Below are 22,135 nucleotides of genomic sequence, written 5' to 3'. Positions count from 1 at the left end.
ATGGATTTAATTCAAAAAGCAATCGAGTTCGAAAACAGAAAAAAAAGATTCCCAACTACTAGCGATCGTATTTTGGCATCTAGAGAAGCAAAGTCTTTAATATTGGAGCTGAACGAAGTTTACAAACAAACTAAAGACAGCAATATTATGGATATAATGAAACGCTTAACTGTTATAAAACAAAAAATTGAAAAGCGTTTAAAAGGTAAACCTTTAACAGCGGCATAATAAACCTAGATTTTGCTTGATTTTCTAACAAATATATTTATATTGCCAAATTAGAAAATTACCAAAATTACATAATGGAATTATTAGAAAGAGCTACTGAGTTCGAAAACAGAAAATTTTCGTTTAAAACAACTAGCGACAGAATTTTAGCTTCAAGAGAGGTTAAAGCACTTATACTAGAATTAAACGAAGTATATAAACTAGAAAAAGATCCTGAAATCATGGATCAAATGAAGCGCCTTACAGCAGTTAAACAAAAAATTGAAAAGCGCTTGAAAGGAAGACGATAAAAAGATGAAAAACATTATAGTTATTGGAGGTAGTAAGGGTATAGGAAACGCAATTTTAACCTCTTTGCTAGAAAACAACAAGGTTTATAATATCAGCAGAACAAAACCAGAAATAAACCACAATAACTTAATACATCACTCCTTAGATATTTTGCAAGATGATTTGCCAAATATTGAAAGTGTAGACACTTTAATCTACTGCCCAGGAAGTATAAATCTAAAACCTATTTCTAGATTAAAATTAGACGATTTTAGAAGTGACTTCGAAATTAACGTTATTGGTGCAGTAAAAGCAATACAACATTATTTACCTTCTCTTAAAAAAGGTAACAAACCATCTATATTATTATTCAGTACAGTTGCTGCAAAATTAGGTATGCCTTTTCATGCCAGTGTTGCAGCAGCAAAATCTGCTGTAGAAGGAATTACAAAATCTTTAGGAGCAGAATTTGCACCTAACATTCGTGTAAACGCAATTGCACCAACTGTTACAGACACAGACTTAGCCTCTAAGTTGTTAAGAAATGACAGAATGATAGAAAATATCACAGAACGTCATCCTTTAAAAAAATACCTACAACCCAATGAAGTTGCAGATCTTGCAAACTTTTTAATCTCAGAAAAAGCAGCCTCTATATCAGGCCAAATTTTTGAATTAGATTGTGGTATTGTAAGCTTCAAAATATAAAACTTTACATTTTATGACTAATATCTACGATATTAAAATTGATAGTTTACAAGGTAAACCTATCAATCTTGGTGATTTTAAAAACAAACACATTCTTTTTGTGAATGTAGCTTCAAAGTGTGGCTTTACGCCACAATATAAAGATTTAGAAAAGTTACATCAACAATACAAAGACGAACTTATTGTAATAGGCGTTCCTTGCAATCAATTTGGAAGTCAAGAACCTGGTAATGCAAATGAAATTGAAGAATTTTGCGAGGTGAATTATGGCGTAACTTTCTTAATTACTGAAAAGATAGACGTGAAAGGTGTAAATCAGCATCCTTTATATACTTGGTTAACGTCTAAAGATTTTAATGGTAAAAAGAGTTCTTCAGTAAAATGGAATTTTCAAAAATATTTAGTATCACCAGAAGGCAAATTGATTGATTATTATTTTTCTATTACAAAACCATTAAGTTCTAAAATAACAAAACACATTTCATAATTATGTTTGGACTATTCAAAAAGAAATCAGAAGAGCAAAAGCTACAAGAAAAATATAAGAAATTAATGGAAGAAGGTTTTAAACTGCAATCTATTAATAGAAGTGATAGTGATCAGAAATACTTGGAAGCCGATGCTGTTTTAAAACAGATAGAAGCTTTAAAAGCATAATTTATTGTAAACTAATAAACCAATTTGCAACCAAACAAAAAATTAGCGCTAATTTCGATTGCCTCTAGGCTTGTATTTTAAATAACGAATTCAAAATAAATTTCTACTGAATTTTATTGCATTAAGTACACCTAAGGTTTTAACTTTTAACCTAACTAATGACGAAAATACAGTATTTAGAAAATGAATTATCAGATTTAAGAAATCAACTTAAACACCATAAATTATATAATAATCTTCATGAAATTGAAGATGTTAAAATTTTTATGGAACATCATGTTTATGCTGTTTGGGATTTTATGTCTCTTTTAAAAAGTCTTCAAAATCATCTTACCACTACTCAAGTACCTTGGACACCATCTAAAACGCCACAATTAGCAAGATTTATAAATGAAATTGTATTTGCTGAAGAAAGTGATGTAAATGAATTAGGTGAAGCAAAAAGTCATTTTGAAATGTACTTAGATGCTATGATGCAATTAGGTGCAAACACCACTAAAATTGATAACTTTCTATCATTTATTAATCATGGTAGCTCAGTAAAATTAGCCATAGAAAAAACAGATTTACCTCAAAAAATTACAGACTTTATCAACTTTACATTTTCTGTAATTAATACGCATCAACCTCATGTAATTGCTGCTGCATTTACTTTTGGTAGAGAAGACATTATACCAGACATGTTTTTGAGCATCATTAATAATTCGGAAAATCATCAGCAAAAAACAGAAAAACTAAAATATTATTTAGAACGTCATATAGAATTAGATGGTGATGAGCATGGACCATTATCTTTACGAATGATTGAACAACTTTGTGGAGATGATGATATAAAATGGAATGAAACTCTATTTATTGCTAAAGAATCTTTAACTCAAAGAATTGAATTATGGAATACTATTAATGAACTAATTCTGGAAAAAAAATACGTTGAACATTAGAAACTGCTATGAAAATATACACTCTTCACAAATCACAGAAATTACCAATTACTTTAGATGAAGCTTGGAATTTTCTTTCAAACCCTAAAAACTTAAAGATAATCACTCCAGATTACATGTCTTTTGATATTGTATCAAAAATAGACAGACCTCTTTATACAGGCCAAATAATTCAATATATTGTAACACCCTTATTAGGAATTAAAACCAAATGGGTTTCAGAAATTACGCATATAGAAGACAAGAAGTATTTTGTAGACGAACAAATGTATGGCCCATATTCTTTATGGCATCACAAACATTTCATTAAAGAAATAGAAGGTGGTGTAGAAATGGAAGATATTATAGATTATAAAGTTCCATTAGGTTTTTTAGGTCAACTTGTGCATCCCATTTTGGTTAAGCCAAAATTAGAAGAGATTTTTAATTACAGACAAAAAAAGTTATTAGAACTTTTTGGAGAATATAAATAAGCATGAAAGATACAGTTACTGTTTTTTGGTTTAGAAGAGATTTACGTTTAGATGACAATATTGGTTTTTACAATGCTTTAAAATCTGAAAATAAAGTTTTACCTATTTTTATTTTTGATAAAGAAATTTTATCAAAATTACCAAAGGATGATGCTAGAGTAACTTTTATTTATGATACGCTTCAAGAAATGAGAAGCGAATTACAAGATAAGTATGGAAGCAGCATTGCTATGTTTCATGGCAATCCTGAATCAGTTTTTTCAGAATTAATTAAAAATTATACTATTGATGCTGTTTTTACCAATCGTGATTATGAACCATATGCTACAAAAAGAGATGAGTCTATTCAACAATTGTTAAGTGAGAATGACATTGAATTTAAAACGTTTAAAGATCAAGTAATTTTTGAAAAAGATGAAGTTGTAAAAAAAGATGGAGCCCCCTACAAAGTCTACACACCTTACATGAAGCTTTGGAAAGAACAGTTTAAAAAAGAAGAGTTAAAAATTTATTATACTTATGATGTTTTAGATAATCTTATCCAAAATTCAAGGTTACCAAATTTAAGCCTATCAGATATTGGGTTTACAAAATCTAACCAAGAAATAACACCTTACACAGTTACTCCTACTTTAATTAAGGAGTATGAAGATACACGTAATTATCCTGCTCAAGACGCAACTTCACGTTTAGGACCACACTTAAGATTTGGAACAGTGAGTGTAAGAAAAATGGTTAAAAAAGCCATAGCAGAGTCCAATGAAGTTTTTTGGCAAGAATTAATTTGGAGAGAGTTTTTCATGCAAATTCTTTGGCATTTTCCACATACAAAAGACGAAGCCTTTAAAAGCAAGTACGATAGAATTGAATGGAGAAATAATGAAAAGGAATTTAAAGCCTGGTGTAAAGGAGAAACTGGTTATCCTTTAGTAGATGCTGGAATGCGTCAATTAAATGAAACTGGTTTTATGCACAACAGAATTAGAATGTTAGTAGGTAGTTTTTTATGCAAACATTTATTGATTGATTGGAGATGGGGTGAAGCCTATTTTGCAGAAAAACTGCACGATTATGAAATGGCCAGTAATGTTGGTAATTGGCAATGGGTAGCTGGTTCAGGAGTAGATGCATCACCTTATTTTAGAATATTCAATCCAACCACACAAATTAAGAAGTTTGACAAGGATTTAAAATATATTAAAAAATGGGTAAAAGATTATGAAAAATCTAGTTACTCTAAAGAAATTGTAGATCATAAATCGGCTAGAGAACGATGTTTAACCGTTTATAAGGCAGCAGTAAGTTAATCTTTTTAAGCACTTAATTTACACAAAAATACATCAGCATATTATCAACAATTTCTTGAGTTTGTAATTACTTATTGTAGTCAAAATTAATTATATTGCAGAGTTGCGAAAATTTTGATACTTTTTACAAATTATTCGTATTTTTTAAATCTGTAATAGTAGTATAAAATATGCCTACAAAAGCAATTCAAGATTTTTTAGATAATACTTTAGACGATTCTGTACAACAAATATCTGGTTCAGATGCTGCTTTCTTATATGCAGATTCTCCAACCAGCCCAATGCACATTGCAACTTTAACCATTGTTGAAGGTTCATTAGAATATCAAGACTTTAAAGATATTGTTGCTTCTAAATTGCATTTAATACCAAAATTTAGAAAAAGGTTACTTAATGTACCTATGAATTTAGATTATCCTTATTGGGTAGACGATCCTAATTTTGATATTGATTTGCATGTAAATCGTTTAAAACTTCCAGAACCTGCAGATTGGAGCACACTTAGAGAGTTAACCTCATCTATATTCAGCAGCTCATTAGATTTAAGAAGGCCTTTATGGTCTATGAGTTTTATAGAAGGTTTAGACAATGTATCTCAAGTGCCAAAAGGTTCTGTAGCCATTGTATCTAAAGTACATCATGTCATGATTGATGGTAGTTCTGGAGTAGGAATTATGGGTATTTTATTTGATAAAAATTTAGATGATAAAAACAAAAAAATACCTAAACCAAAACCTTTTGAACCTAATCCATTACCAGATGAATTAAATCTATTGCTTAAAAGTTCGGTCGGCTTTTTAAAAAATCCATTAAAAATTCCGAAACTTCTGGGAGAAACTGCATTTTCTTTTATTAAAGGAAATATTAAAACTCAGGTTGGTTTAAAAAAGCCTTTAAAAAGTTCTTTATTCACACCAAATACAATCTTTAATAAATCTGTATCACCAAAAAGAACTTGGGGAACAGCTATATTATCTTTTGATAGAATAAATACACTAAGAAAAATAATGAACGTAAGCATTAACGACATTATTTTAAGTATTTGTGCTGGTGCCATTCGAAAATATTTACAAGAAAAAGAAAAACTACCTGTTCAACCCCTTGTAGCTAATGTTCCTATTTCCATACGTGTAAAAGGAGAAAAGCAAGAGATGGACAATCAAATTTCTAACATGTTGGTTAGAATTGCAACTCATATAGATAACCCTATAGAAAGGTTAGAATATATTCAAGAACAAACTAGTTTAGGTAAATCAAGACATAAAGCTGTTGGTGCTAAAGCACTTTCTAAAATGGCAGATGCTGTACCTTTTGGCTTAGCTAATTTAGCAGCTGGCTTGTATAGCAAGTACAATATTAAAGAATTTCATAGGCCACCATTTAATGTAACTATTACCAATGTGCCTGGCCCACAAATTCCATTGTATTTAAGAGGCCATAAAATATTATCAATTTTTGGTTTAACCCCAGTTTTAGATGGTTTTGGGTTAATAATTGCGGCTTTCAGTTATAATGGTTTGGTATCTTTAACTACAACTTCAGACGCTAAAACAATGCCTGATGCAGATGTTTTTGCAAGATATATTAGAGAGTCTGCAAATGAATTAGAAGAACTAATATTAGCCAAACAAAAATTAGGCACTGATGACAAAATTCCATCAGTAAACCTAAAAAGCAGGGTGTTTTTTACGGCTTTTAAAAAGTATTTAAAAAGCAATCCAAAATTAATCAAACAGCATGCAGGTTTGTATGATTTTAAATTAAGTAATTCAATTGAAAAAATTAATTATCAGTTAGAAATTTCTGAGAAAAAACTATCGTTTCGAAAAAAGAGTACAGCCAAACCTTTAGTAAAAATTAGCATTGATGATGAAATACTTTATCACCTCTATAAGAAAAACTTACTATTAGATGAAGTTATGATTCAAGATAGGCTAAAGCTAAAGGGTACTAAAAAGAACACAGACAAGTTATTTAAATTATTCATTAATTTCTTTGATAAAAATTAATGGCAGTTATTACAAGTACGTTTACTTCTTTGGGTAATGAAGAAATATTTTATTATAGATGGAAACCCAAAGATGCACAAAATATTAAAGGAGTTGTCCAAATCTCACATGGAGTTGGCGAACATGCAGCAAGATATAAATCTATAGCCAAGGTTCTGAAAAAGCAGGGTTATGAAGTGTATGCCAATGATCATAGAGTACATGGAAAATCTGTAAAAACCAATGCTCATTTGGGTTTTTACGATGGTGATGATTATTTTTCTGATGCCATTTTTGACATGAGAAAGCTTACTGAAATTATAAAAGCCGAGCATCCTAATAAAAAAATTATTTTGTTAGGTCATAGTATGGGGTCTTTATTATCTAGAGCCTATGCAACCAAATATGGTGATGATTTAGAAGCATTAATACTTTCTGGAACTGCAAGTTTTATGAAAGGAATTGGCACTTTTGGTTTAATTAGTGCCAAAATCTTTACCAAACTAAATGGCAAACACAGAAGTAATGAAATTTTAAAAAATATATTTTTTAATCAATTTAATAAAGAATTTAAACCAAATAGAACCAAAGTAGATTGGATTAGCAGTGATAAAAATCAAGTTGATAAATTTGAAGCAGATCCACTAAGAGTAGAAGACTTTTCTTTAAGCGTATTTTTAGATATTTTAAAAGGTAGCAAAGAAATTAACGAAAGTGCTACTTTTGAAAATACCCCAAAAGAATTGCCTATTTATATTTTCTCTGGAGATAAAGATCCTGTAGGAGAAATGGGTAAAGGTGTTAGAAAAGTTGCCAAAAACTATAAAAAATATGGCAGCAAAGACGTAACCCTTAAAATCTACAAAGATGGCAGACATGAAATGTTGAATGAGGTAAATCGAAAAGTGGTTCAAAAAGATTTACTAAAGTGGCTTAACAGTAAAATTGAAGCCAAAAATTAAATTATGGAAAACAATAGAATTGTATATAAATCATTTGCAAAATTAGCAGTGGCTATTGCTGTTGCTCAAGGTGCGAGCCTTACTAAGGCAAAAAAACTTATTATTAAAAGTTTTGATAGACACCCTTACCAAGAAGATATTTCTAAAATTGTAAAAAAAGTAAAGCTAGAAAAAGAAAACTTAAACATATTAAGCAATAATTGTATTTCAATTTGTGAAGATTTTGGTCCTGACAGAGACTATGTAACACTCGTTTCTTTGTTAGAAAATATTTATCAAATAGAAGAATTCGAAGAAATTGAAAAAGATACCATTTCAAATATCATTACTACCTTTAAAACAGAAATAGAAAGAATTAATGCAAACATACCTCCTCCTCCACTTTATAATGTTCTATTAGAAACAAGAGCAGTAGCAGAATGGACGTCTATGCTTTGGCTTTATCCTTTTATTCCAAAACATAAAAGCAAAAAAAACAAGCCAGTACTATTAATGCCTCCTTATTTAGGGAACGATAATTCTACAACTTTTGTTCGAAAATATTTAAAATCTTTGGGTTTTAAAACCTACAAGTGGGATCTTGGTGTAAATATGATTAACTCCAAATCGCTCCCAAAACTCATAGAAAAACTAGATGAAATTTACGATAAGCATCAAGAAAAAGTAAGTCTTGTTGGTTGGAGTGGAGGTGGAATATTTGCTAAAATTATTGCAAATCGATATCCAGAAAAAGTAGAGCAATTAATTACAATTGGTTCTCCTGTTTGGGGTGTTAAAAATATGAAAACACCAATAATTAGAAGTTTAGAATTTATTAGAGGTACTAAACTAAAAGAACGAAATGATAAATTCATTAAAGAATTAGAAGAAATTCCTTTAGTACCCATAACCTGTATTTACACAAAAACAGATGGTTTAATTCCATGGAAAAATTGTACTGAAGCAGAAACGTATAGAGATGACATTAAAAATGTTGAAGTTTTTGGCAGTCATTGTGGCATGGGTGCTAATGCAACTGTGTTACTCACAGTTGCAAATGCATTGAACGCGAACATAGAAAAATCGTCTAAAAAATCTATCATAGAAAAATTTGAAACCTTATTCTTTCCTCATTTTTGGGAAGAGAAAGGATTCTCGAAATTCACCAATCTTTTTTTTAATTGATTATGGAAAACAATTTAAAGAATATTACCAATCACCCTAAGTATCAAGCAAGTTTGTTAGAAATTGCTAAATCAGAAAAAATTGATATTAGTGAAGTACAACAAAAAGGTGAAGAATATATTCAAGAATTGTATTCTCAACAACATCCTATAGCAAATTTATTATCGGTAAAAGGCTTCCAATTTATGATGTCTAAAGCCTACAATAATAAAATTGATGTAGATCCTCAAGAAATAAAAAAACTAATGAAATTAATGCGTCAAAACTCTGTCGCATTTATTTTAACACATAAAACCTATTTAGATACTGTTGTTTTGGTTACAACCTTAGCACAATATGGTATGCCTATACCTTTCACTTTTGGGGGTATCAACTTGGCTTTTCCTGGTTTAAAACAATTAGGTAAAAAATCTGGATTAATTTTTATTAGAAGAAGCTTTAAAGACGATTTAATTTACAAGGCTTCTTTAAGACACTACATTTCTTGTCTCATTGAAAATGGAGATCATCTTACTTGGAACATAGAAGGTACAAGATCTAGAACAGGAAAAATTGTGTATCCACAAATGGGTATTTTAAAATACATTATGGAAGGTGCAAAAGAAAGCACCAGAAAAATCAAATATGTGCCTGTATCCATTGTGTATGATTTAATTCCGGATGTAAAACAGATGACAGAGGAAGGTAGAGGTTTAGAAAAACAAGCTGAAGACATTAAGGGTTTTGTAAAATATTTTAGAAAATTAGGCAATGAATATGGTAAAGCTGCTATTCGTTTTGGAGAACCTGTAGAAGCAAATGAGCATCAAAATGCCATTATTCCAGATATAGAGGAAGACAGCTATTCAGATAAAAACACCTTACCACGTTTTGCTTTTGAGTTAATTCATAAAGCAAACATGATTACGCCTGTTACAACAGTTTCTTTAGTATGTAACGTTTTACTAAACAACTTTGCTTTAACCAAAAAAGAGATAGAATTTAGTGTTCTTAAGTTAATGAACTATATAGAACAACGAAAGAATGATGTTCTTATTGAACGTGGAAAAAGCATAAGTGCATCCGTTCAAAAAGCATTGAACCTTCTAAAGAGTTCAGGAATCATTCAAAAAAATAAAGCCGGTTATAAAACTAAATACACTTTAGAAACAAGAGAGTTTTTACCTGCAACCTACTATGCAAATATGGCCTCTGCCCATTTGTATCATAGAGCATTTATAGAAATTGCTTTGGTTAAAATCAAAGATGAAAAATCGAATCGAATATTATCTTTTTGGGAAGAAATTATGCGTCTTCGAGATATTTTTAAATTCGAATTCTTTTACACCAATAAGCCTCAATTTAGTTCAGAAATTGAAAGTGAATTAGAGTTATTTGATAAAAACTGGCGTAAAACGATTAGTGACAAAGATGCAGATCTTACCAAGTTACTGGCAAAACAAGAACTTTTTGTATCTAAAGGTTTATTACTTATCTATTTAGAGGCTAACAAAATAGTTTGTAAAACATTACAATCTTGGGATTTAGAAGATGATTTTTCTGATGAAGATTTTATTGAGCTTTGCTTATTTAAAGGAAAGGAATTGCATTGGAAAAATAGAATAAGCAGGCTTGAAAGTGCATCAAAACCATTTTTAATAAGTGCTTTACGTTTGGCAAAAAACAAGAACTTAACTCCTGTTGATAGAAAGCTAGAGTTTAAGAAATTAGAGGTCTGGATGTCTGAATTAGAGGAATTAACAGCCCGTTTACAATTCTTACAGAACTTAGAATCTGAATCTTTAAAGAAGATAAAAAAGCAAAAAGACGATACCAGAAAAGTACCTGGAGCAGAAATTATAAGTATTGCAGAAGAAGTCTTAGAAGATGAAGAAGGGCCACATATAGCAGCCTTTTTTGATTTAGACAGAACCTTAATTAATGATTTTTCTGCTAAGCAATTTGTAAAGTCTAGGTTTTTAAGTGGAAAATCTACTCCCAAAGAATTATTATCACAATTTGCCACTTTAGTTGCTTATGCTATAGGTAATAGAGATTTTGAAATTCTTACTAAAATATCGGCATTAGGTGTTAAAGGAATCTCAGAAAAACAGTTTAAAGAATTAGGAGAAGAAATTTATAAAGATCATTTGATCTCTACCATTTATCCTGAATCAAAAACACTAATAGCCTCTCACCTTGAAAAAGGTCATAAAGTTGTTATTGTTTCTGCTGCAACTCGTTATCAAGTTACACCAATCGCAAACGGATTAGGTATTAGTGATATTTATTGTACAGAAATGGAGGTTAAAAAAGGCAAATTTACTGGCCTAATTTCGGAAATGTGTTGGGCAGAAGGCAAAGCCAGAGCAGGTAGAAAATTTGCCAAGGAAAACAATATAGATTTATCAAAAAGTTTCTTTTATACAGATAGTATAGATGATTATCCTTTATTAGAAATTGTAGGAAAACCTGTAGCTACAAATCCTGATAATAAATTATCTCAATTGGCTTTCGAAAATAACTGGAAGATTTTGAGATTTAAGAAAAATACTAAAAAGCCTGTTGTTAATGGTTTAAGAACTGGCTTAGCTGCTGCAAGTTTATATCCTTCTGCACTTAAAGGTATAGTAAAGGGTACTTTAGCGATGTCTCAAAGAGAGGGAATTAATGCAACTATTACTAGTATTGGAGATTTAGGCACAAAATTAGCAGGTTTAGATATTAATGTTAAAAACAAACATAATTTAGAAGACCATAGACCAGCTGTATTCTGCTTTAACCATCAATCTTCAGCAGATTTCTTCGTAATTTTAAAATTACTACAAAAGGATGTTACAGGTATTGCTAAAAAGGAATTAGAGTTTACTCCTTTTGGTCCAATATTTAAAGCAATGGGTGCCATCTTTATTGACAGGTCTAATAAGAAAAAAGCACTAGCCTCAATGAAGAATGCTGCAAACGTACTTAAAAACGGAACCTCTGTGGCTATTGCTCCAGAAGGCACAAGAAGTGGAAGTAAAAAACTTGGTACTTTTAAAAAAGGTGCTTTTCATTTAGCTATGAAAGCAGGTGTACCAATTGTACCTATTGTTATTAAAAATGCATATATGGCTATGCCTAAAGGAAGCAATATCTTTAGTCCAACACATATAGAAGTAGTGGTTTTAGATCCTGTAGATACTGCAGAATGGAAACCAAAGCATATAGAAACTTACATTGAGGAAGTAAGAGGTTTATTTGTAAAAGAATTAGAAAATTAATCATCCAAACCAATAATATGAAACTACAAGTTGGCTTATTAGGTGGTGGTTCTTGGGGAACTACTGTAGCATCTTTAACAGCAAAAAATAGCAAAACAATACTTTGGGCTAGAAATCAAGATACTGTAGATGAAATAAATAATGATCATACCAATGAAAAATATCTACCTCATGCAAAACTAACACATAGCTTAATTGCATCTACCTCTATTAAAGAAACTGTAGAAGAAGCAGATGTTATTGTAATGGGTGTACCAGCACAAAGCTTTAGAGAAGTTCTAGAAGAAGCAAAACCACATATTAGACCTTGGGTGCCTATCATTAATCTCGCAAAAGGATTAGAGATTAGTACAAAAAAAAGAATGACAGAAATTATTGAAGAAATAATGCCTGGTCATCCTGCAGGAGTTTTAACTGGCCCTAATTTGGCAAAAGAAATTCATTTTGGTAATGCTGCAGCTGCTGTAATTGCTATGGTTGATAAAACAATAGCTTCAAAATTACAAGACGTTTTTAGCTCAGGTTTATTTAGAGTTTACACAAATACCGATGTTATTGGCTGTGAATTAGGAGGTGCTTTAAAAAATATTATTGCAATCGCTTCAGGTATGGGTGATGGTGCAGATGCAGGAGAAAATACAAGAGCCGCAATAATTACAAGAGGTTTAGCTGAACTTACAAGACTAGGAATTGCAATGGGTGGAAAAAAACAAACCTTTTATGGTTTGGCAGGTATGGGTGATTTGGTTGCCACTTGTTCTTCTACACAAAGTAGAAATCATCATGTAGGTTATGAATTGGGGAAAGGTAAAAATCTTGACCAAATTGTAAATGAAATGAATGAAGTAGCTGAAGGCGTAAAAACTGCTAAAGTAGTGATGGAACTTGCAAAAACATACAACGTAGACATGCCTATTTCTGAACAAATCTATAAAGTACTTTACGAAGGAAGCACTGTAAATGAAGCCTTTAAAGGATTATTAAGATATGAAGTAGGTTCTGAAAAAGAACCAGGATAAAATTTTAGACATGAAAAACAAACAAGAACAAAATGCCTCTTTCATGGTGCGTTTTCAACAGCAAATCTTTGAAGAGAATGGAGAATCTAAAATTCAATGGAGAGGTAAAATAACTCATGTCCAAGATGGATCTGAACAACGCTTTTCAGATTTTAAAGACGCTCTAGATTTTATGCAAAACACTTTAGCTGAATTAACTCACGAAGCCACTAAAGATGAAAAATCAGAAAAAAGAGAAAATCTAATAAACAAAAGTCTTTCTATGTGGAAAACCATAAAAGATGTTGGCCCAAAAGTTATTAGAGACACCATAAAAGATCCTAAAAAACAATTCGAAAATTTTCAAGATCAGATTCAAGATCAAATTTCAAACATTGGTGAGGAAATTTCAGAAAAAGTTCAAATTAATGAATGGAGAAATGCATCTAGATCTGACTTTAACAAAATTCAAAATCAGATAGACACCTTAACATCAGAAATAAAAAAATTGAGTACTAAATTGGACTCTATGAATAAGAGCTAACGTTAAATGTCAAATTTTCAGCAAGAACTTAATGATTTAGAAAACTTTCAAACGAATGCCATTATTCGTATTGAAACTCTAGGCAACTTTGTTGTTTGGAGAAACAACATCAAAGTTGAAAGTAAAAGCTGGGGAAGAGATAAAACCATACAATTATTGCAATATTTAGTTTCTTATAGACAAAGAAATGCACTTCATAAAGAAAAAATTATGGATAATCTTTGGGAAGACTGGAATGATAGAGATTTTAAAGTTGCACTTCATGGCATTAATAAAGCACTAGAGCCAGAAAGGCCTTCTAGAACCGAGCCTCAATTTATTGTAAGACAAGGAGTAAGTTATCAAATAGATTTAGAGAAAGTTTGGATAGATGTAGAAATTTTAGAGAAATATATTGTTATAGGTAATCAAAATTTTGGGATTGATAATAGCATTGCAAAAGAGGCCTATCAAAAAGCAATTGCATTGTATAAAGGAAGCTTTTTACCTAACAGAATTTATGAAGATTGGTCTTCAGAAGAACGAGAAAAGTCGCAACTTTTAGTATTGGGAGCGTACATAACTCTTGCTGATATTTTATTAGAAGAGAATCCTTTAGAAAGTATTCGTTTGGCACAAAATGCCTTGAACATAGATGCAACTTGGGAAGATGCCTACAGAATTCAGATGCAAGCATACATCAACAAAGGCAACAGACCACAAGCCATAAAGACCTATATGAAATGTGAAGCTATTCTAGAAGAAGAATATGGCATATCTCCACTTCCAGAAACGAAGAAACTACTCAAAAAGATAGAAGAAATCAACTAGCTATCAAATACTTAACTTTACTGTAACTCATTTGTAACTCCAAATATTTATTTTTGCTTAAAATTATTTAATTTAGAGTTTCACTAAAATTATTGGTAAATACTTTATTGCAACTCATCTGTAACTCTCATATTGTAAGTTTGTTACATAAATTTTAAAATACATTAAAAAAAATATATTATGGCAACAAAAAAGTCTAAAAAACAAGAAGACAAATTAGGTAAAGCAAAAGCAATCGTTAAAAGAATTAATAGCGATTTAATTGATGCTTCATTTAACGCTATTGAAACTACTGTAAAAACGGGAGAAAAATGGCAAAAATTAACGGCTAAATTAGTTAAGAAAGCAGAGCCTTTAACAAAACAACAAATCAATATGGTTGTTGAAACTGCAGAATCTATTAAAGGTCAGTTAGAAAATAGTACTGAGCGTTTAAAAACATTAGTGGGTTACGATCCTAAAATGTTAGAAGATGCAAAGAAAATGGTAAAAGAAAACCCATTAGTTGAGAAAGCTGAAGAAGTAAAAGAAAAAATAGAAAAAGAAGTAGCTAACAACAAGTACGTTAAGAAAGCAGAAAAAATGTCTGAACAGTTAAAGAAAAACATTTCTGAAACTATAGATGATGTAAAAGGTAAAATCGAAGATTATACAGAAGATGCTTTAAACAACGTAAACGAAAAGTTAGAAGATATTAAGCCTGTAAAAACAAAGAAAACTCCTGCTAAGAAAAAAGTAGTTAAAAAAGAAGTTGCAGTAGAAGAAAAAATCGTTGTAAAGAAAACAGATGTTAAAGACGATTTAAAAGTGATTAAAGGAATTGGGCCAGTATTAGAAAAATCTTTAAACGATTTAGATGTTACTGCTTACGATCAGATTGCGAAAATGACAATTAAAAACATGACAAAATTGTTAACTGATGCAGGAATCAATGCAAAAATTTACGATTTATCTGGCTGGAAAGCACAAGCCAAATTAGCTCTTAAAGGAGATATGGAAGCTGTTAAAAATTGGGAAAGAAAATAATTGATAAAATTTTAAGAGATGAAAACAAAGAAAATAGATACAAAGAAGATCACTAAAAAAGTAGAAAAGACTTTTAATAACGTAAAAACTGCAGGTGAAAAAGCAAACAATTATGCTTTAAACACAACAGAAAAAGTAGTTACTGAAACTATAGATCTTGCAAGTCAATTACAAAAGATTACAGATAAAGCATTAAAAAGAAGAATTGAACTTTTAGGTAACAAACAAAACTTAATGTTCGATACTTTAGAAGCTTATAAAAAGCAACTTCTAAAAGGAAAAAAGAAGTTAAGAAAAGCATTTGCTTAACAGCAGAATACTCCTAAATAAAACCAAGTTAAAATTTAACTTGGTTTTTTGTTTTTATAACGTTTGTTATGCGTTTATCGAGCAAACGTTTCGTATTTTTGTTTAAAGTTTTAGCCAAAATGAAAAACAAAAAGCAAAGTTCAAAATTAGACATCTTAACGCTTTATATGGATTTGGTTTCTGAGCATCAAGCAAAACCAGACAGTGTTGAAGATTTTTGTGAGCAAACCAATTTAGACGAAGCCAATTTCTACGAACATTTTAAATCTCTAAATAAAGTAGAGAAAACTATTTTTAAAGAATTATTTAAAAATTCTTTAGAGGTGCTAAATGAAAGTGAGGAGTTTTTGTCTTTTGATGCTAAAAATAAACTGATTAGTTTATACTTTACTTTCTTTGAAAATTTAACTTTAAATAGAGCTTATTTAGAAGTTGTTTTAAAAGGTTGTAGAAACAAACTACAATCTTACAAAACGCTTTCTGGCTTAAAGAAGAGCTTTATTCATTTTATAGATAGTTTAGAACTTACAGACAGCATCTTACCTATAGATGGTTTAGAAAAAATTCAGAATAACGTTATAAGTCATTCTGCATGGATTCAATTATTAATCACCATTAAATTTTGGTTAGAAGACACCTCTGACTCTTTTGAAAAGACAGATATTTTTATAGAAAAATCAATCAATACCAGTTTCGAATTAATAGAAAACAAGTTCCTAAAAAATGTATTTGATTTAGGAAAGTTTGTATACAAAGAAAAGTTTCAAAGAAATACGGATTAAGGTATGAAAAAAGCGAGTAAAATTCCGATTACAAAAATTCAACGTGCTTCTAAACTTGTAAAAACAGGTGCTAAAGTAGGTGTGAATTATTTAAAATATTATGGTGATAAAATTACCAAAACTGAAGAAGATGCAAGAGAGCAGTTGAATAAAAACAACGCAGAAGACATTTACGACAGTTTAAAAGATTTAAAAGGAAGCCCTTTAAAAGTGGCACAAATGCTTAGTATGGAAAAAAGCATTTTACCTAGAGCCTATGTAGAGAAGTTTTCTTTAGCTCAGTTTTCTGTACCACCACTATCAGAAGCTTTAGTTTTAAAGACGTTCAAAAAAAGCTTTGGTAAATTTCCATCAGAAATCTATGACAAGTTCGATGTAAAAGCATACAATGCTGCAAGTATTGGGCAAGTGCATAAAGCAGAGAAAGATGGTAAAAACTTAGCGGTTAAAATCCAATATCCAGGAGTTTCAGATAGCATAAAATCTGATTTAGCCATGTTAAAACCTTTTGTAATTAGAATGTTTAACATGAAAGGTAAAACCTCTGATGAATACTTTTTTGAAGTACAAGACAAACTTTTAGAGGAAACAGATTATGTTTTAGAAGTGCAACAAAGTCAAGAAATTGTAGATAGTTGTAGCCATATACCAAACTTGGCTTTTCCTACTTACTATCCAGATTTATCCTCTAAACAGATTATAACTATGGATTGGATGCAAGGTGTGCATTTATCAGAATTCACTGCAGTAAACACCAACCAAGAAAAGGCGAATGCAATAGGTCAAGCTTTGTGGGATTTTTACATGTTTCAAATCCATATTCTAAAAAAGGTACACGCAGATCCACATCCAGGAAATTTCTTAGTCTCTAAAAAAGGTGAATTGATTGCTTTAGATTTTGGTTGTATGAAAACTATTCCTTTAGATTTTTACAATCCATATTTTGTTTTAGCAAGAAAAGAAACCTTATCAGATAGAAAATTGTTCGAAGAAAAAATGTTCGAGTTAGATATTCTTAGAAAAGAAGATAGTAAAGAGGAATTCGATTTCTTCAATGAGATGTTTCATGAAATGCTATCAATCTTTACTCAACCGTTTCACGAAGAAGTTTTTGACTTTTCAGATGCCGCATTTTTTAGTAAAATTTCTGAATTTGGAGATCGCTATTCAAAGAATGTAGAACTAAGATCTTATAACGCAAGTAGAGGTTCTAAACACTTTATTTATATGAATAGAACCTTTTTTGGATTGTACAATTTAATGTTCGATTTAAAGGCACAAGATATTAAGATTAATAATTTTATGAATTTGTAAAATCTTTACTACTTTCGTAGAATAAAGAAGAACAAATCAAATAAATTTATGCTAATTATTGGAATTGCAGGTGGAACTGGAAGTGGAAAAACTACGGTTGTAAATCAAATTGTAAAAGAACTTCCTACAGATGAAGTTTGTGTAATTTCACAAGATTCATATTACAAGGCAACAGATAATTTGTCTTATGAAGAACGTACAAAAATCAATTTCGATCATCCAAGAGCAATAGATTTTGAGCTTCTTATTAAGCATTTAAAAGATTTAAAAAAAGGCAAAACAGTAAATCAGCCTGTATACTCTTTTGTAACGCACAATAGAACCAAAGATATTTTTAAAACCCACCCTAGAAAAGTGGTAATTGTAGAAGGTATTTTAATTTTTAATAGCGAAGAATTAAGAGATTTATTCGATATTAAAATCTTTGTACATGCAGAAACTGACGAACGTTTAATAAGAAGAGTTCGTAGAGATATTACAGATAGAGGTAGAGATATTGATGAAGTACTAAATCGTTATCAAAATACGTTAAAACCTATGCATCAGCAATTTATAGAGCCAACTAAAAACTTTGCTGATATCATAATACCTAATGATAGATACAATACTGTAGCCATAGATATTGTTAGAAGTGTAATTAACGAACGTTTGTAAATGAGCTTTTTTCAAAAATTAAAAAATAACGCCATCTTTAAATTCTTTACAAATATTTTTGTAATAATTTTAATTCCGTTTATCATTTGGATGTTATTTTTTGATGAAAATTCTTATTTAATTCATCGTAAATTTAATAACGAAATCGAAGATCTAGAAAGTACCATTTCTTTTTATCAAGATAAAATTGCAAAAGACAAAGAAACTATTAAAAAGCTTCAAGATTCTTTAGAGTTAGAACGTTTTGCAAGAGAAAAATATTTGATGAAAAAAGAAAATGAAGACATTTATATTATTGAATTTGATACCATAAAAGAATAATGAGTAAATTTCTATTTGATGAATTTGAACCTGTATCAGCAGCTACTTGGAAACAAAAAATTCAGGTAGATTTAAAAGGTGCAGATTACAATCAAACATTACTATCTCAAACTGATGAAGGGATAACTATAAAACCTTTCTACACCAAAGAAGATAGAAGCAACACAAACATAGGTTTACCTAAAAATGGGTTTAATATTTGTCAAACTATTTTTATTGATGACGAAAAAATAGCCAACTCTTTAGCTTTAGATGCGTTGAAAAGAGGTGCAAATACTATTCAATTTAAAGCAACAAAACCATTCAATCCAAAATCTCTACTTAAAGGTTTTCCAGGTAAAACTATATTATACTTTAAGTTAAACTTTTTAGATGCTGACTTTATAAACCAACTTTCTGAATTTTGTGATGACAACAACACTTATATTCAAACAGATATTATTGGTAATTTAGCTGAAACTGGCAATTGGTTTACAAACTTAAATGACGATCATAAAAAATTAGAGGCAATTGCTATAAATGCAAAGAATTGCATTACTGTTTCTGCTGATTTATATCAAAATGCAGGTGCAAATTGCACCCAGCAACTAGCATATGCATTAGCACATGCTAATGAGTATTTGAATCATTTAGGTAAAGATGCAGCGAGTAAAATTAATTTCAGTTTTGCAGTAGGTAGTAATTATTTTTTCGAAATCGCCAAATTAAGGGCTTTTCGAATTTTATGGAGCGCCCTTCTTAACGAGCATGATGCACCCAATCAAACAGCACATATTTTTACACAACCTAGCTTACGCAATAAAACATTATACGATTATAATGTAAATATGCTAAGAACAACCTCTGAATGCATGAGTGCAATTTTAGGTGGTTCAAATACCATTTCTAACGTTTCTTATGATGAAATATATCATAAATCTAATGAGTTTGGAGAGCGTATTTCTAGAAATCAACTGTTAATTTTACAGCAAGAAAGCTACTTTAAAGAAGCACAAAGTTTTGCAAATGGTGCTTATTATATAGATTCAATTACGAATCAACTAGCAGAAAAAGCTCTTGATATTTTTAAGATTATAGAAAAAGCAGGTGGATTTTTAAAACAGTTAAAAGAAGGCACCATCCAAAGAAAAATAAATGAAAGCGCTGCTAAAGAAGAAGAAAACTTTAGTAATAATAAAACTGTTTTATTAGGTACAAATTTACAAATCAATGCAGATGATAAGATGAAGCAAGATTTAGAATTGTATCCTTTTGTAAAGCAACGAAATATAAAAACATTAATCACTCCAATTGTTCGAAAACGCCTTTCTGAAACAGTTGAAAAAGAACGCTTAAACAATGAGTAGAAAAGATGTTTCAAATATAAAAATACCAGAGAGCAACAAAACAAAATCTGAAAATTACAAACATGAGGATTTTGTAGCTGGAATTGCTCCTAACTTAAGAGGCCCATATTCTACAATGTACGTTCGTAGGCCATGGACTATTAGACAATATGCAGGTTTTTCTACTGCAGAAGAAAGCAATGCTTTCTATCGAAGAAATTTAGAAGCAGGTCAAAAAGGGTTATCAGTCGCTTTTGATTTAGCTACACATAGAGGTTACGATTCAGATCATGAACGTGTGCAAGGAGATGTAGGTAAAGCTGGTGTTGCTATTGATTCTGTAGAAGACATGAAGGTTTTGTTTGATAAAATTCCATTAGATAAAATGTCTGTTTCTATGACAATGAATGGAGCAGTTTTACCAATTTTGGCTTTCTATATTGTAGCTGCAGAAGAACAAGGTGTAACTCCAGAATTATTATCAGGTACCATACAGAATGATATTCTAAAGGAGTTTATGGTTAGAAACACATACATCTACCCTCCTTCTCCTTCTATGAAAATTATTGCTGATATTTTTAAATATACCAGTAATAATATGCCTAAATTCAACTCGATTTCTATTTCTGGCTATCACATGCAAGAAGCAGGTGCTACTGCAGAAATTGAATTGGCATACACTTTAGCTGATGGTTTAGAGTACATTAAGAAAGGAATTGAAGCAGGTATGGATATAGATACTTTTGCACCAAGATTATCTTTCTTTTGGGCCATTGGTATGGATCATTTTACAGAAATTGCAAAACTAAGAGCTGCAAGAATGCTTTGGGCTAAAATTGTAAAACAGTTTAATCCAAAAAACACAAAATCTTTAGCACTAAGAACTCACTGTCAAACAAGTGGCTGGTCTTTAACAGAACAAGATCCGTTTAACAATGTAGCCAGAACCACAATAGAAGCAATGGCTGCAGCATTTGGTGGCACACAAAGTCTACATACAAATGCACTGGATGAAGCAATTGCGTTACCAACTGATTTTTCAGCTAGAATTGCTAGAAACACGCAAATATATTTACAACAAGAAACTCAGATTACCCAAACTGTAGATCCTTGGGCTGGTAGTTATCACGTTGAAAAACTAACAGAAGAAATTGCAAACAAAGCATGGAACCTAATTCAAGAGGTAGAAGAATTAGGAGGCATGACCAAAGCTATTGAAAAAGGAATTCCTAAATTAAGAATTGAGGAAGCTGCTGCTCAAAAACAAGCAAAAATTGATAGTGGACAAGATGTAATAGTTGGGGTAAATAAATATCAACTAAAGCAAGAAGATCCTTTGCATATCTTAGAGGTAGACAATGAAGCTGTGCGTAAATCTCAAGTAGAAAGATTAACAACTTTAAAAGCAAATAGAGATGCTAAAAAGGTTGAACAATGTTTAAAAGAATTAACTCAGGCAGCGAAAACTAATGAAGGTAATTTATTAGATTTAGCTGTAAAAGCAGCAAAAAACAGAGCTACTTTAGGGGAAATTTCTGATGCCTTAGAAGAAGTTTTTGGCAGACACAAAGCTGTAACTAAAACCATATCTGGTGTGTATAGTAAAGAAATAAAAGACGATAAACTTTTTAAAGAAGCTGCAGATTTAGCGAATAAATTTGCAGAATTAGAAGGTAGGCGTCCAAGAATAATGATTGCTAAATTAGGGCAAGATGGACATGATAGAGGCGCAAAAGTAGTGGCTACTGGTTATGCAGATTTAGGTTTTGATGTAGATATTGGACCATTATTTCAAACACCTCAAGAAGCTACAAAACAAGCTGTTGAAAATGATGTACATATACTAGGAATATCATCTTTAGCTGCAGGTCATAAAACGTTAGTTCCGCAAGTTATTGCAGAGTTAAAAAAATATGGTAGAGAAGATATTATGGTAATTGTTGGTGGAGTAATACCTGCACAAGATTATCAATATTTATTTGATGCAGGTGCAGTAGGCGTATTTGGTCCTGGTACTAAAATTGCACAAGCTGCCATTGATTTAATTACAATACTAATGGATAGTATTGCAGAGTAAGTAAAAACTGAAATGAATTAACTTTATTTCTTTTT

23 protein-coding genes are annotated in these 22,135 nt (G+C 30.7%); all 23 read left to right on the top strand.

Annotated elements, in window-relative coordinates; all coding sequences use genetic code 11:
- The 23 genes from V7R38_RS12175 to scpA all read left to right on the top strand — a co-directional run bounded on the left by V7R38_RS12175 (position 1) and on the right by scpA (position 22,100).
- Complete coding sequence (locus V7R38_RS12175; RefSeq protein WP_015480839.1) at positions 1-228, top strand: hypothetical protein; 228 nt, start codon at positions 1-3, stop codon at positions 226-228.
- A gap of 74 nt (positions 229-302) precedes the next feature.
- Complete coding sequence (locus V7R38_RS12170; protein WP_015480840.1) at positions 303-518, top strand: hypothetical protein; 216 nt, start codon at positions 303-305, stop codon at positions 516-518.
- A 4-nt stretch (positions 519-522) separates the two neighbouring features.
- Positions 523-1,206: an SDR family NAD(P)-dependent oxidoreductase gene (locus tag V7R38_RS12165; protein ID WP_334058817.1), complete on the top strand. Its 684-nt coding sequence runs from the start codon at positions 523-525 to the stop codon at positions 1,204-1,206.
- 13 nt (positions 1,207-1,219) lie between these two features.
- On the top strand, positions 1,220-1,693 hold the full coding sequence (locus V7R38_RS12160; protein WP_015480842.1) for a glutathione peroxidase: 474 nt from the start codon (positions 1,220-1,222) through the stop codon (positions 1,691-1,693).
- A 2-nt stretch (positions 1,694-1,695) separates the two neighbouring features.
- A complete protein-coding gene (locus V7R38_RS12155) occupies positions 1,696-1,863 on the top strand; it encodes a Lacal_2735 family protein (protein WP_334058814.1) in 168 nt (55 codons plus the stop codon).
- Between the two features lie 158 nt (positions 1,864-2,021).
- Complete coding sequence (locus tag V7R38_RS12150; protein ID WP_334058812.1) at positions 2,022-2,804, top strand: DUF3050 domain-containing protein; 783 nt, start codon at positions 2,022-2,024, stop codon at positions 2,802-2,804.
- A gap of 8 nt (positions 2,805-2,812) precedes the next feature.
- Positions 2,813-3,277, top strand: coding sequence for an SRPBCC family protein (locus tag V7R38_RS12145; RefSeq protein WP_015480845.1), 465 nt, complete (start codon positions 2,813-2,815; stop codon positions 3,275-3,277).
- Positions 3,278-3,279: 2 nt separating this feature from the next.
- Positions 3,280-4,584, top strand: coding sequence for a cryptochrome/photolyase family protein (locus V7R38_RS12140; RefSeq protein WP_334058810.1), 1,305 nt, complete (start codon positions 3,280-3,282; stop codon positions 4,582-4,584).
- A 170-nt stretch (positions 4,585-4,754) separates the two neighbouring features.
- On the top strand, positions 4,755-6,593 hold the full coding sequence (locus V7R38_RS12135) for a wax ester/triacylglycerol synthase family O-acyltransferase (protein ID WP_334058808.1): 1,839 nt from the start codon (positions 4,755-4,757) through the stop codon (positions 6,591-6,593).
- Complete coding sequence (locus V7R38_RS12130; RefSeq protein WP_334058806.1) at positions 6,593-7,534, top strand: alpha/beta hydrolase; 942 nt, start codon at positions 6,593-6,595, stop codon at positions 7,532-7,534. Before V7R38_RS12135 ends, V7R38_RS12130 begins: the two co-directional genes overlap by 1 nt.
- A gap of 3 nt (positions 7,535-7,537) precedes the next feature.
- Positions 7,538-8,698 (top strand): alpha/beta hydrolase, encoded by a 1,161-nt coding sequence (locus tag V7R38_RS12125; protein ID WP_334058804.1) that lies wholly within the window; start codon positions 7,538-7,540, stop codon positions 8,696-8,698.
- A 2-nt stretch (positions 8,699-8,700) separates the two neighbouring features.
- Positions 8,701-11,940: an HAD-IB family hydrolase gene (locus V7R38_RS12120; protein WP_334058802.1), complete on the top strand. Its 3,240-nt coding sequence runs from the start codon at positions 8,701-8,703 to the stop codon at positions 11,938-11,940.
- A 17-nt stretch (positions 11,941-11,957) separates the two neighbouring features.
- On the top strand, positions 11,958-12,959 hold the full coding sequence (locus V7R38_RS12115) for an NAD(P)H-dependent glycerol-3-phosphate dehydrogenase (RefSeq protein ID WP_334058800.1): 1,002 nt from the start codon (positions 11,958-11,960) through the stop codon (positions 12,957-12,959).
- 10 nt (positions 12,960-12,969) lie between these two features.
- Positions 12,970-13,482 (top strand): hypothetical protein, encoded by a 513-nt coding sequence (locus V7R38_RS12110; protein ID WP_015480852.1) that lies wholly within the window; start codon positions 12,970-12,972, stop codon positions 13,480-13,482.
- 6 nt (positions 13,483-13,488) lie between these two features.
- Positions 13,489-14,292 carry a bacterial transcriptional activator domain-containing protein gene (locus tag V7R38_RS12105; protein ID WP_334058798.1) on the top strand — a complete coding sequence of 268 codons (804 nt, stop codon included), beginning with the start codon at positions 13,489-13,491 and terminating at the stop codon, positions 14,290-14,292.
- Between the two features lie 180 nt (positions 14,293-14,472).
- Entirely contained in the window at positions 14,473-15,318 is an 846-nt protein-coding gene (locus V7R38_RS12100; protein ID WP_015480854.1) for a hypothetical protein, read from the top strand.
- 18 nt (positions 15,319-15,336) lie between these two features.
- On the top strand, positions 15,337-15,627 hold the full coding sequence (locus V7R38_RS12095) for a hypothetical protein (protein ID WP_015480855.1): 291 nt from the start codon (positions 15,337-15,339) through the stop codon (positions 15,625-15,627).
- A gap of 119 nt (positions 15,628-15,746) precedes the next feature.
- Positions 15,747-16,409, top strand: coding sequence for a TetR family transcriptional regulator C-terminal domain-containing protein (locus tag V7R38_RS12090; protein ID WP_041383890.1), 663 nt, complete (start codon positions 15,747-15,749; stop codon positions 16,407-16,409).
- A gap of 3 nt (positions 16,410-16,412) precedes the next feature.
- On the top strand, positions 16,413-17,723 hold the full coding sequence (locus V7R38_RS12085; RefSeq protein WP_334058793.1) for an ABC1 kinase family protein: 1,311 nt from the start codon (positions 16,413-16,415) through the stop codon (positions 17,721-17,723).
- Between the two features lie 48 nt (positions 17,724-17,771).
- On the top strand, positions 17,772-18,377 hold the full coding sequence (udk, locus tag V7R38_RS12080) for a uridine kinase (RefSeq protein ID WP_015480858.1): 606 nt from the start codon (positions 17,772-17,774) through the stop codon (positions 18,375-18,377).
- Entirely contained in the window at positions 18,378-18,698 is a 321-nt protein-coding gene (locus tag V7R38_RS12075; RefSeq protein ID WP_015480859.1) for an FtsB family cell division protein, read from the top strand.
- On the top strand, positions 18,698-20,044 hold the full coding sequence (locus V7R38_RS12070) for a methylmalonyl-CoA mutase subunit beta (RefSeq protein WP_334058790.1): 1,347 nt from the start codon (positions 18,698-18,700) through the stop codon (positions 20,042-20,044). The genes V7R38_RS12075 and V7R38_RS12070 overlap by 1 nt, the downstream gene beginning before the upstream one ends.
- Positions 20,037-22,100 carry a methylmalonyl-CoA mutase gene (scpA, locus tag V7R38_RS12065; RefSeq protein WP_334058788.1) on the top strand — a complete coding sequence of 688 codons (2,064 nt, stop codon included), beginning with the start codon at positions 20,037-20,039 and terminating at the stop codon, positions 22,098-22,100. The genes V7R38_RS12070 and scpA overlap by 8 nt, the downstream gene beginning before the upstream one ends.
- The last annotated feature ends 35 nt before the right edge of the window (positions 22,101-22,135 follow it).

It is taken from the genome of Polaribacter sp. P097, assembly GCF_036864555.1.
In the GTDB taxonomy this organism is placed as follows: Bacteria; Bacteroidota; Bacteroidia; order Flavobacteriales; family Flavobacteriaceae; genus Polaribacter.
This window is presented reverse-complemented; position numbering and strand designations above follow the sequence as displayed.

Coding starts and splice junctions, on each gene's coding strand:
- V7R38_RS12175 (WP_015480839.1), top strand. CDS start 1: ATGGATTTAATTCAAAAAGCAATCGAGTTCGAAAACAGAAAAAAAAGA.
- V7R38_RS12170 (WP_015480840.1), top strand. CDS start 303: ATGGAATTATTAGAAAGAGCTACTGAGTTCGAAAACAGAAAATTTTCG.
- V7R38_RS12165 (WP_334058817.1), top strand. CDS start 523: ATGAAAAACATTATAGTTATTGGAGGTAGTAAGGGTATAGGAAACGCA.
- V7R38_RS12160 (WP_015480842.1), top strand. CDS start 1,220: ATGACTAATATCTACGATATTAAAATTGATAGTTTACAAGGTAAACCT.
- V7R38_RS12155 (WP_334058814.1), top strand. CDS start 1,696: ATGTTTGGACTATTCAAAAAGAAATCAGAAGAGCAAAAGCTACAAGAA.
- V7R38_RS12150 (WP_334058812.1), top strand. CDS start 2,022: ATGACGAAAATACAGTATTTAGAAAATGAATTATCAGATTTAAGAAAT.
- V7R38_RS12145 (WP_015480845.1), top strand. CDS start 2,813: ATGAAAATATACACTCTTCACAAATCACAGAAATTACCAATTACTTTA.
- V7R38_RS12140 (WP_334058810.1), top strand. CDS start 3,280: ATGAAAGATACAGTTACTGTTTTTTGGTTTAGAAGAGATTTACGTTTA.
- V7R38_RS12135 (WP_334058808.1), top strand. CDS start 4,755: ATGCCTACAAAAGCAATTCAAGATTTTTTAGATAATACTTTAGACGAT.
- V7R38_RS12130 (WP_334058806.1), top strand. CDS start 6,593: ATGGCAGTTATTACAAGTACGTTTACTTCTTTGGGTAATGAAGAAATA.
- V7R38_RS12125 (WP_334058804.1), top strand. CDS start 7,538: ATGGAAAACAATAGAATTGTATATAAATCATTTGCAAAATTAGCAGTG.
- V7R38_RS12120 (WP_334058802.1), top strand. CDS start 8,701: ATGGAAAACAATTTAAAGAATATTACCAATCACCCTAAGTATCAAGCA.
- V7R38_RS12115 (WP_334058800.1), top strand. CDS start 11,958: ATGAAACTACAAGTTGGCTTATTAGGTGGTGGTTCTTGGGGAACTACT.
- V7R38_RS12110 (WP_015480852.1), top strand. CDS start 12,970: ATGAAAAACAAACAAGAACAAAATGCCTCTTTCATGGTGCGTTTTCAA.
- V7R38_RS12105 (WP_334058798.1), top strand. CDS start 13,489: ATGTCAAATTTTCAGCAAGAACTTAATGATTTAGAAAACTTTCAAACG.
- V7R38_RS12100 (WP_015480854.1), top strand. CDS start 14,473: ATGGCAACAAAAAAGTCTAAAAAACAAGAAGACAAATTAGGTAAAGCA.
- V7R38_RS12095 (WP_015480855.1), top strand. CDS start 15,337: ATGAAAACAAAGAAAATAGATACAAAGAAGATCACTAAAAAAGTAGAA.
- V7R38_RS12090 (WP_041383890.1), top strand. CDS start 15,747: ATGAAAAACAAAAAGCAAAGTTCAAAATTAGACATCTTAACGCTTTAT.
- V7R38_RS12085 (WP_334058793.1), top strand. CDS start 16,413: ATGAAAAAAGCGAGTAAAATTCCGATTACAAAAATTCAACGTGCTTCT.
- udk (WP_015480858.1), top strand. CDS start 17,772: ATGCTAATTATTGGAATTGCAGGTGGAACTGGAAGTGGAAAAACTACG.
- V7R38_RS12075 (WP_015480859.1), top strand. CDS start 18,378: ATGAGCTTTTTTCAAAAATTAAAAAATAACGCCATCTTTAAATTCTTT.
- V7R38_RS12070 (WP_334058790.1), top strand. CDS start 18,698: ATGAGTAAATTTCTATTTGATGAATTTGAACCTGTATCAGCAGCTACT.
- scpA (WP_334058788.1), top strand. CDS start 20,037: ATGAGTAGAAAAGATGTTTCAAATATAAAAATACCAGAGAGCAACAAA.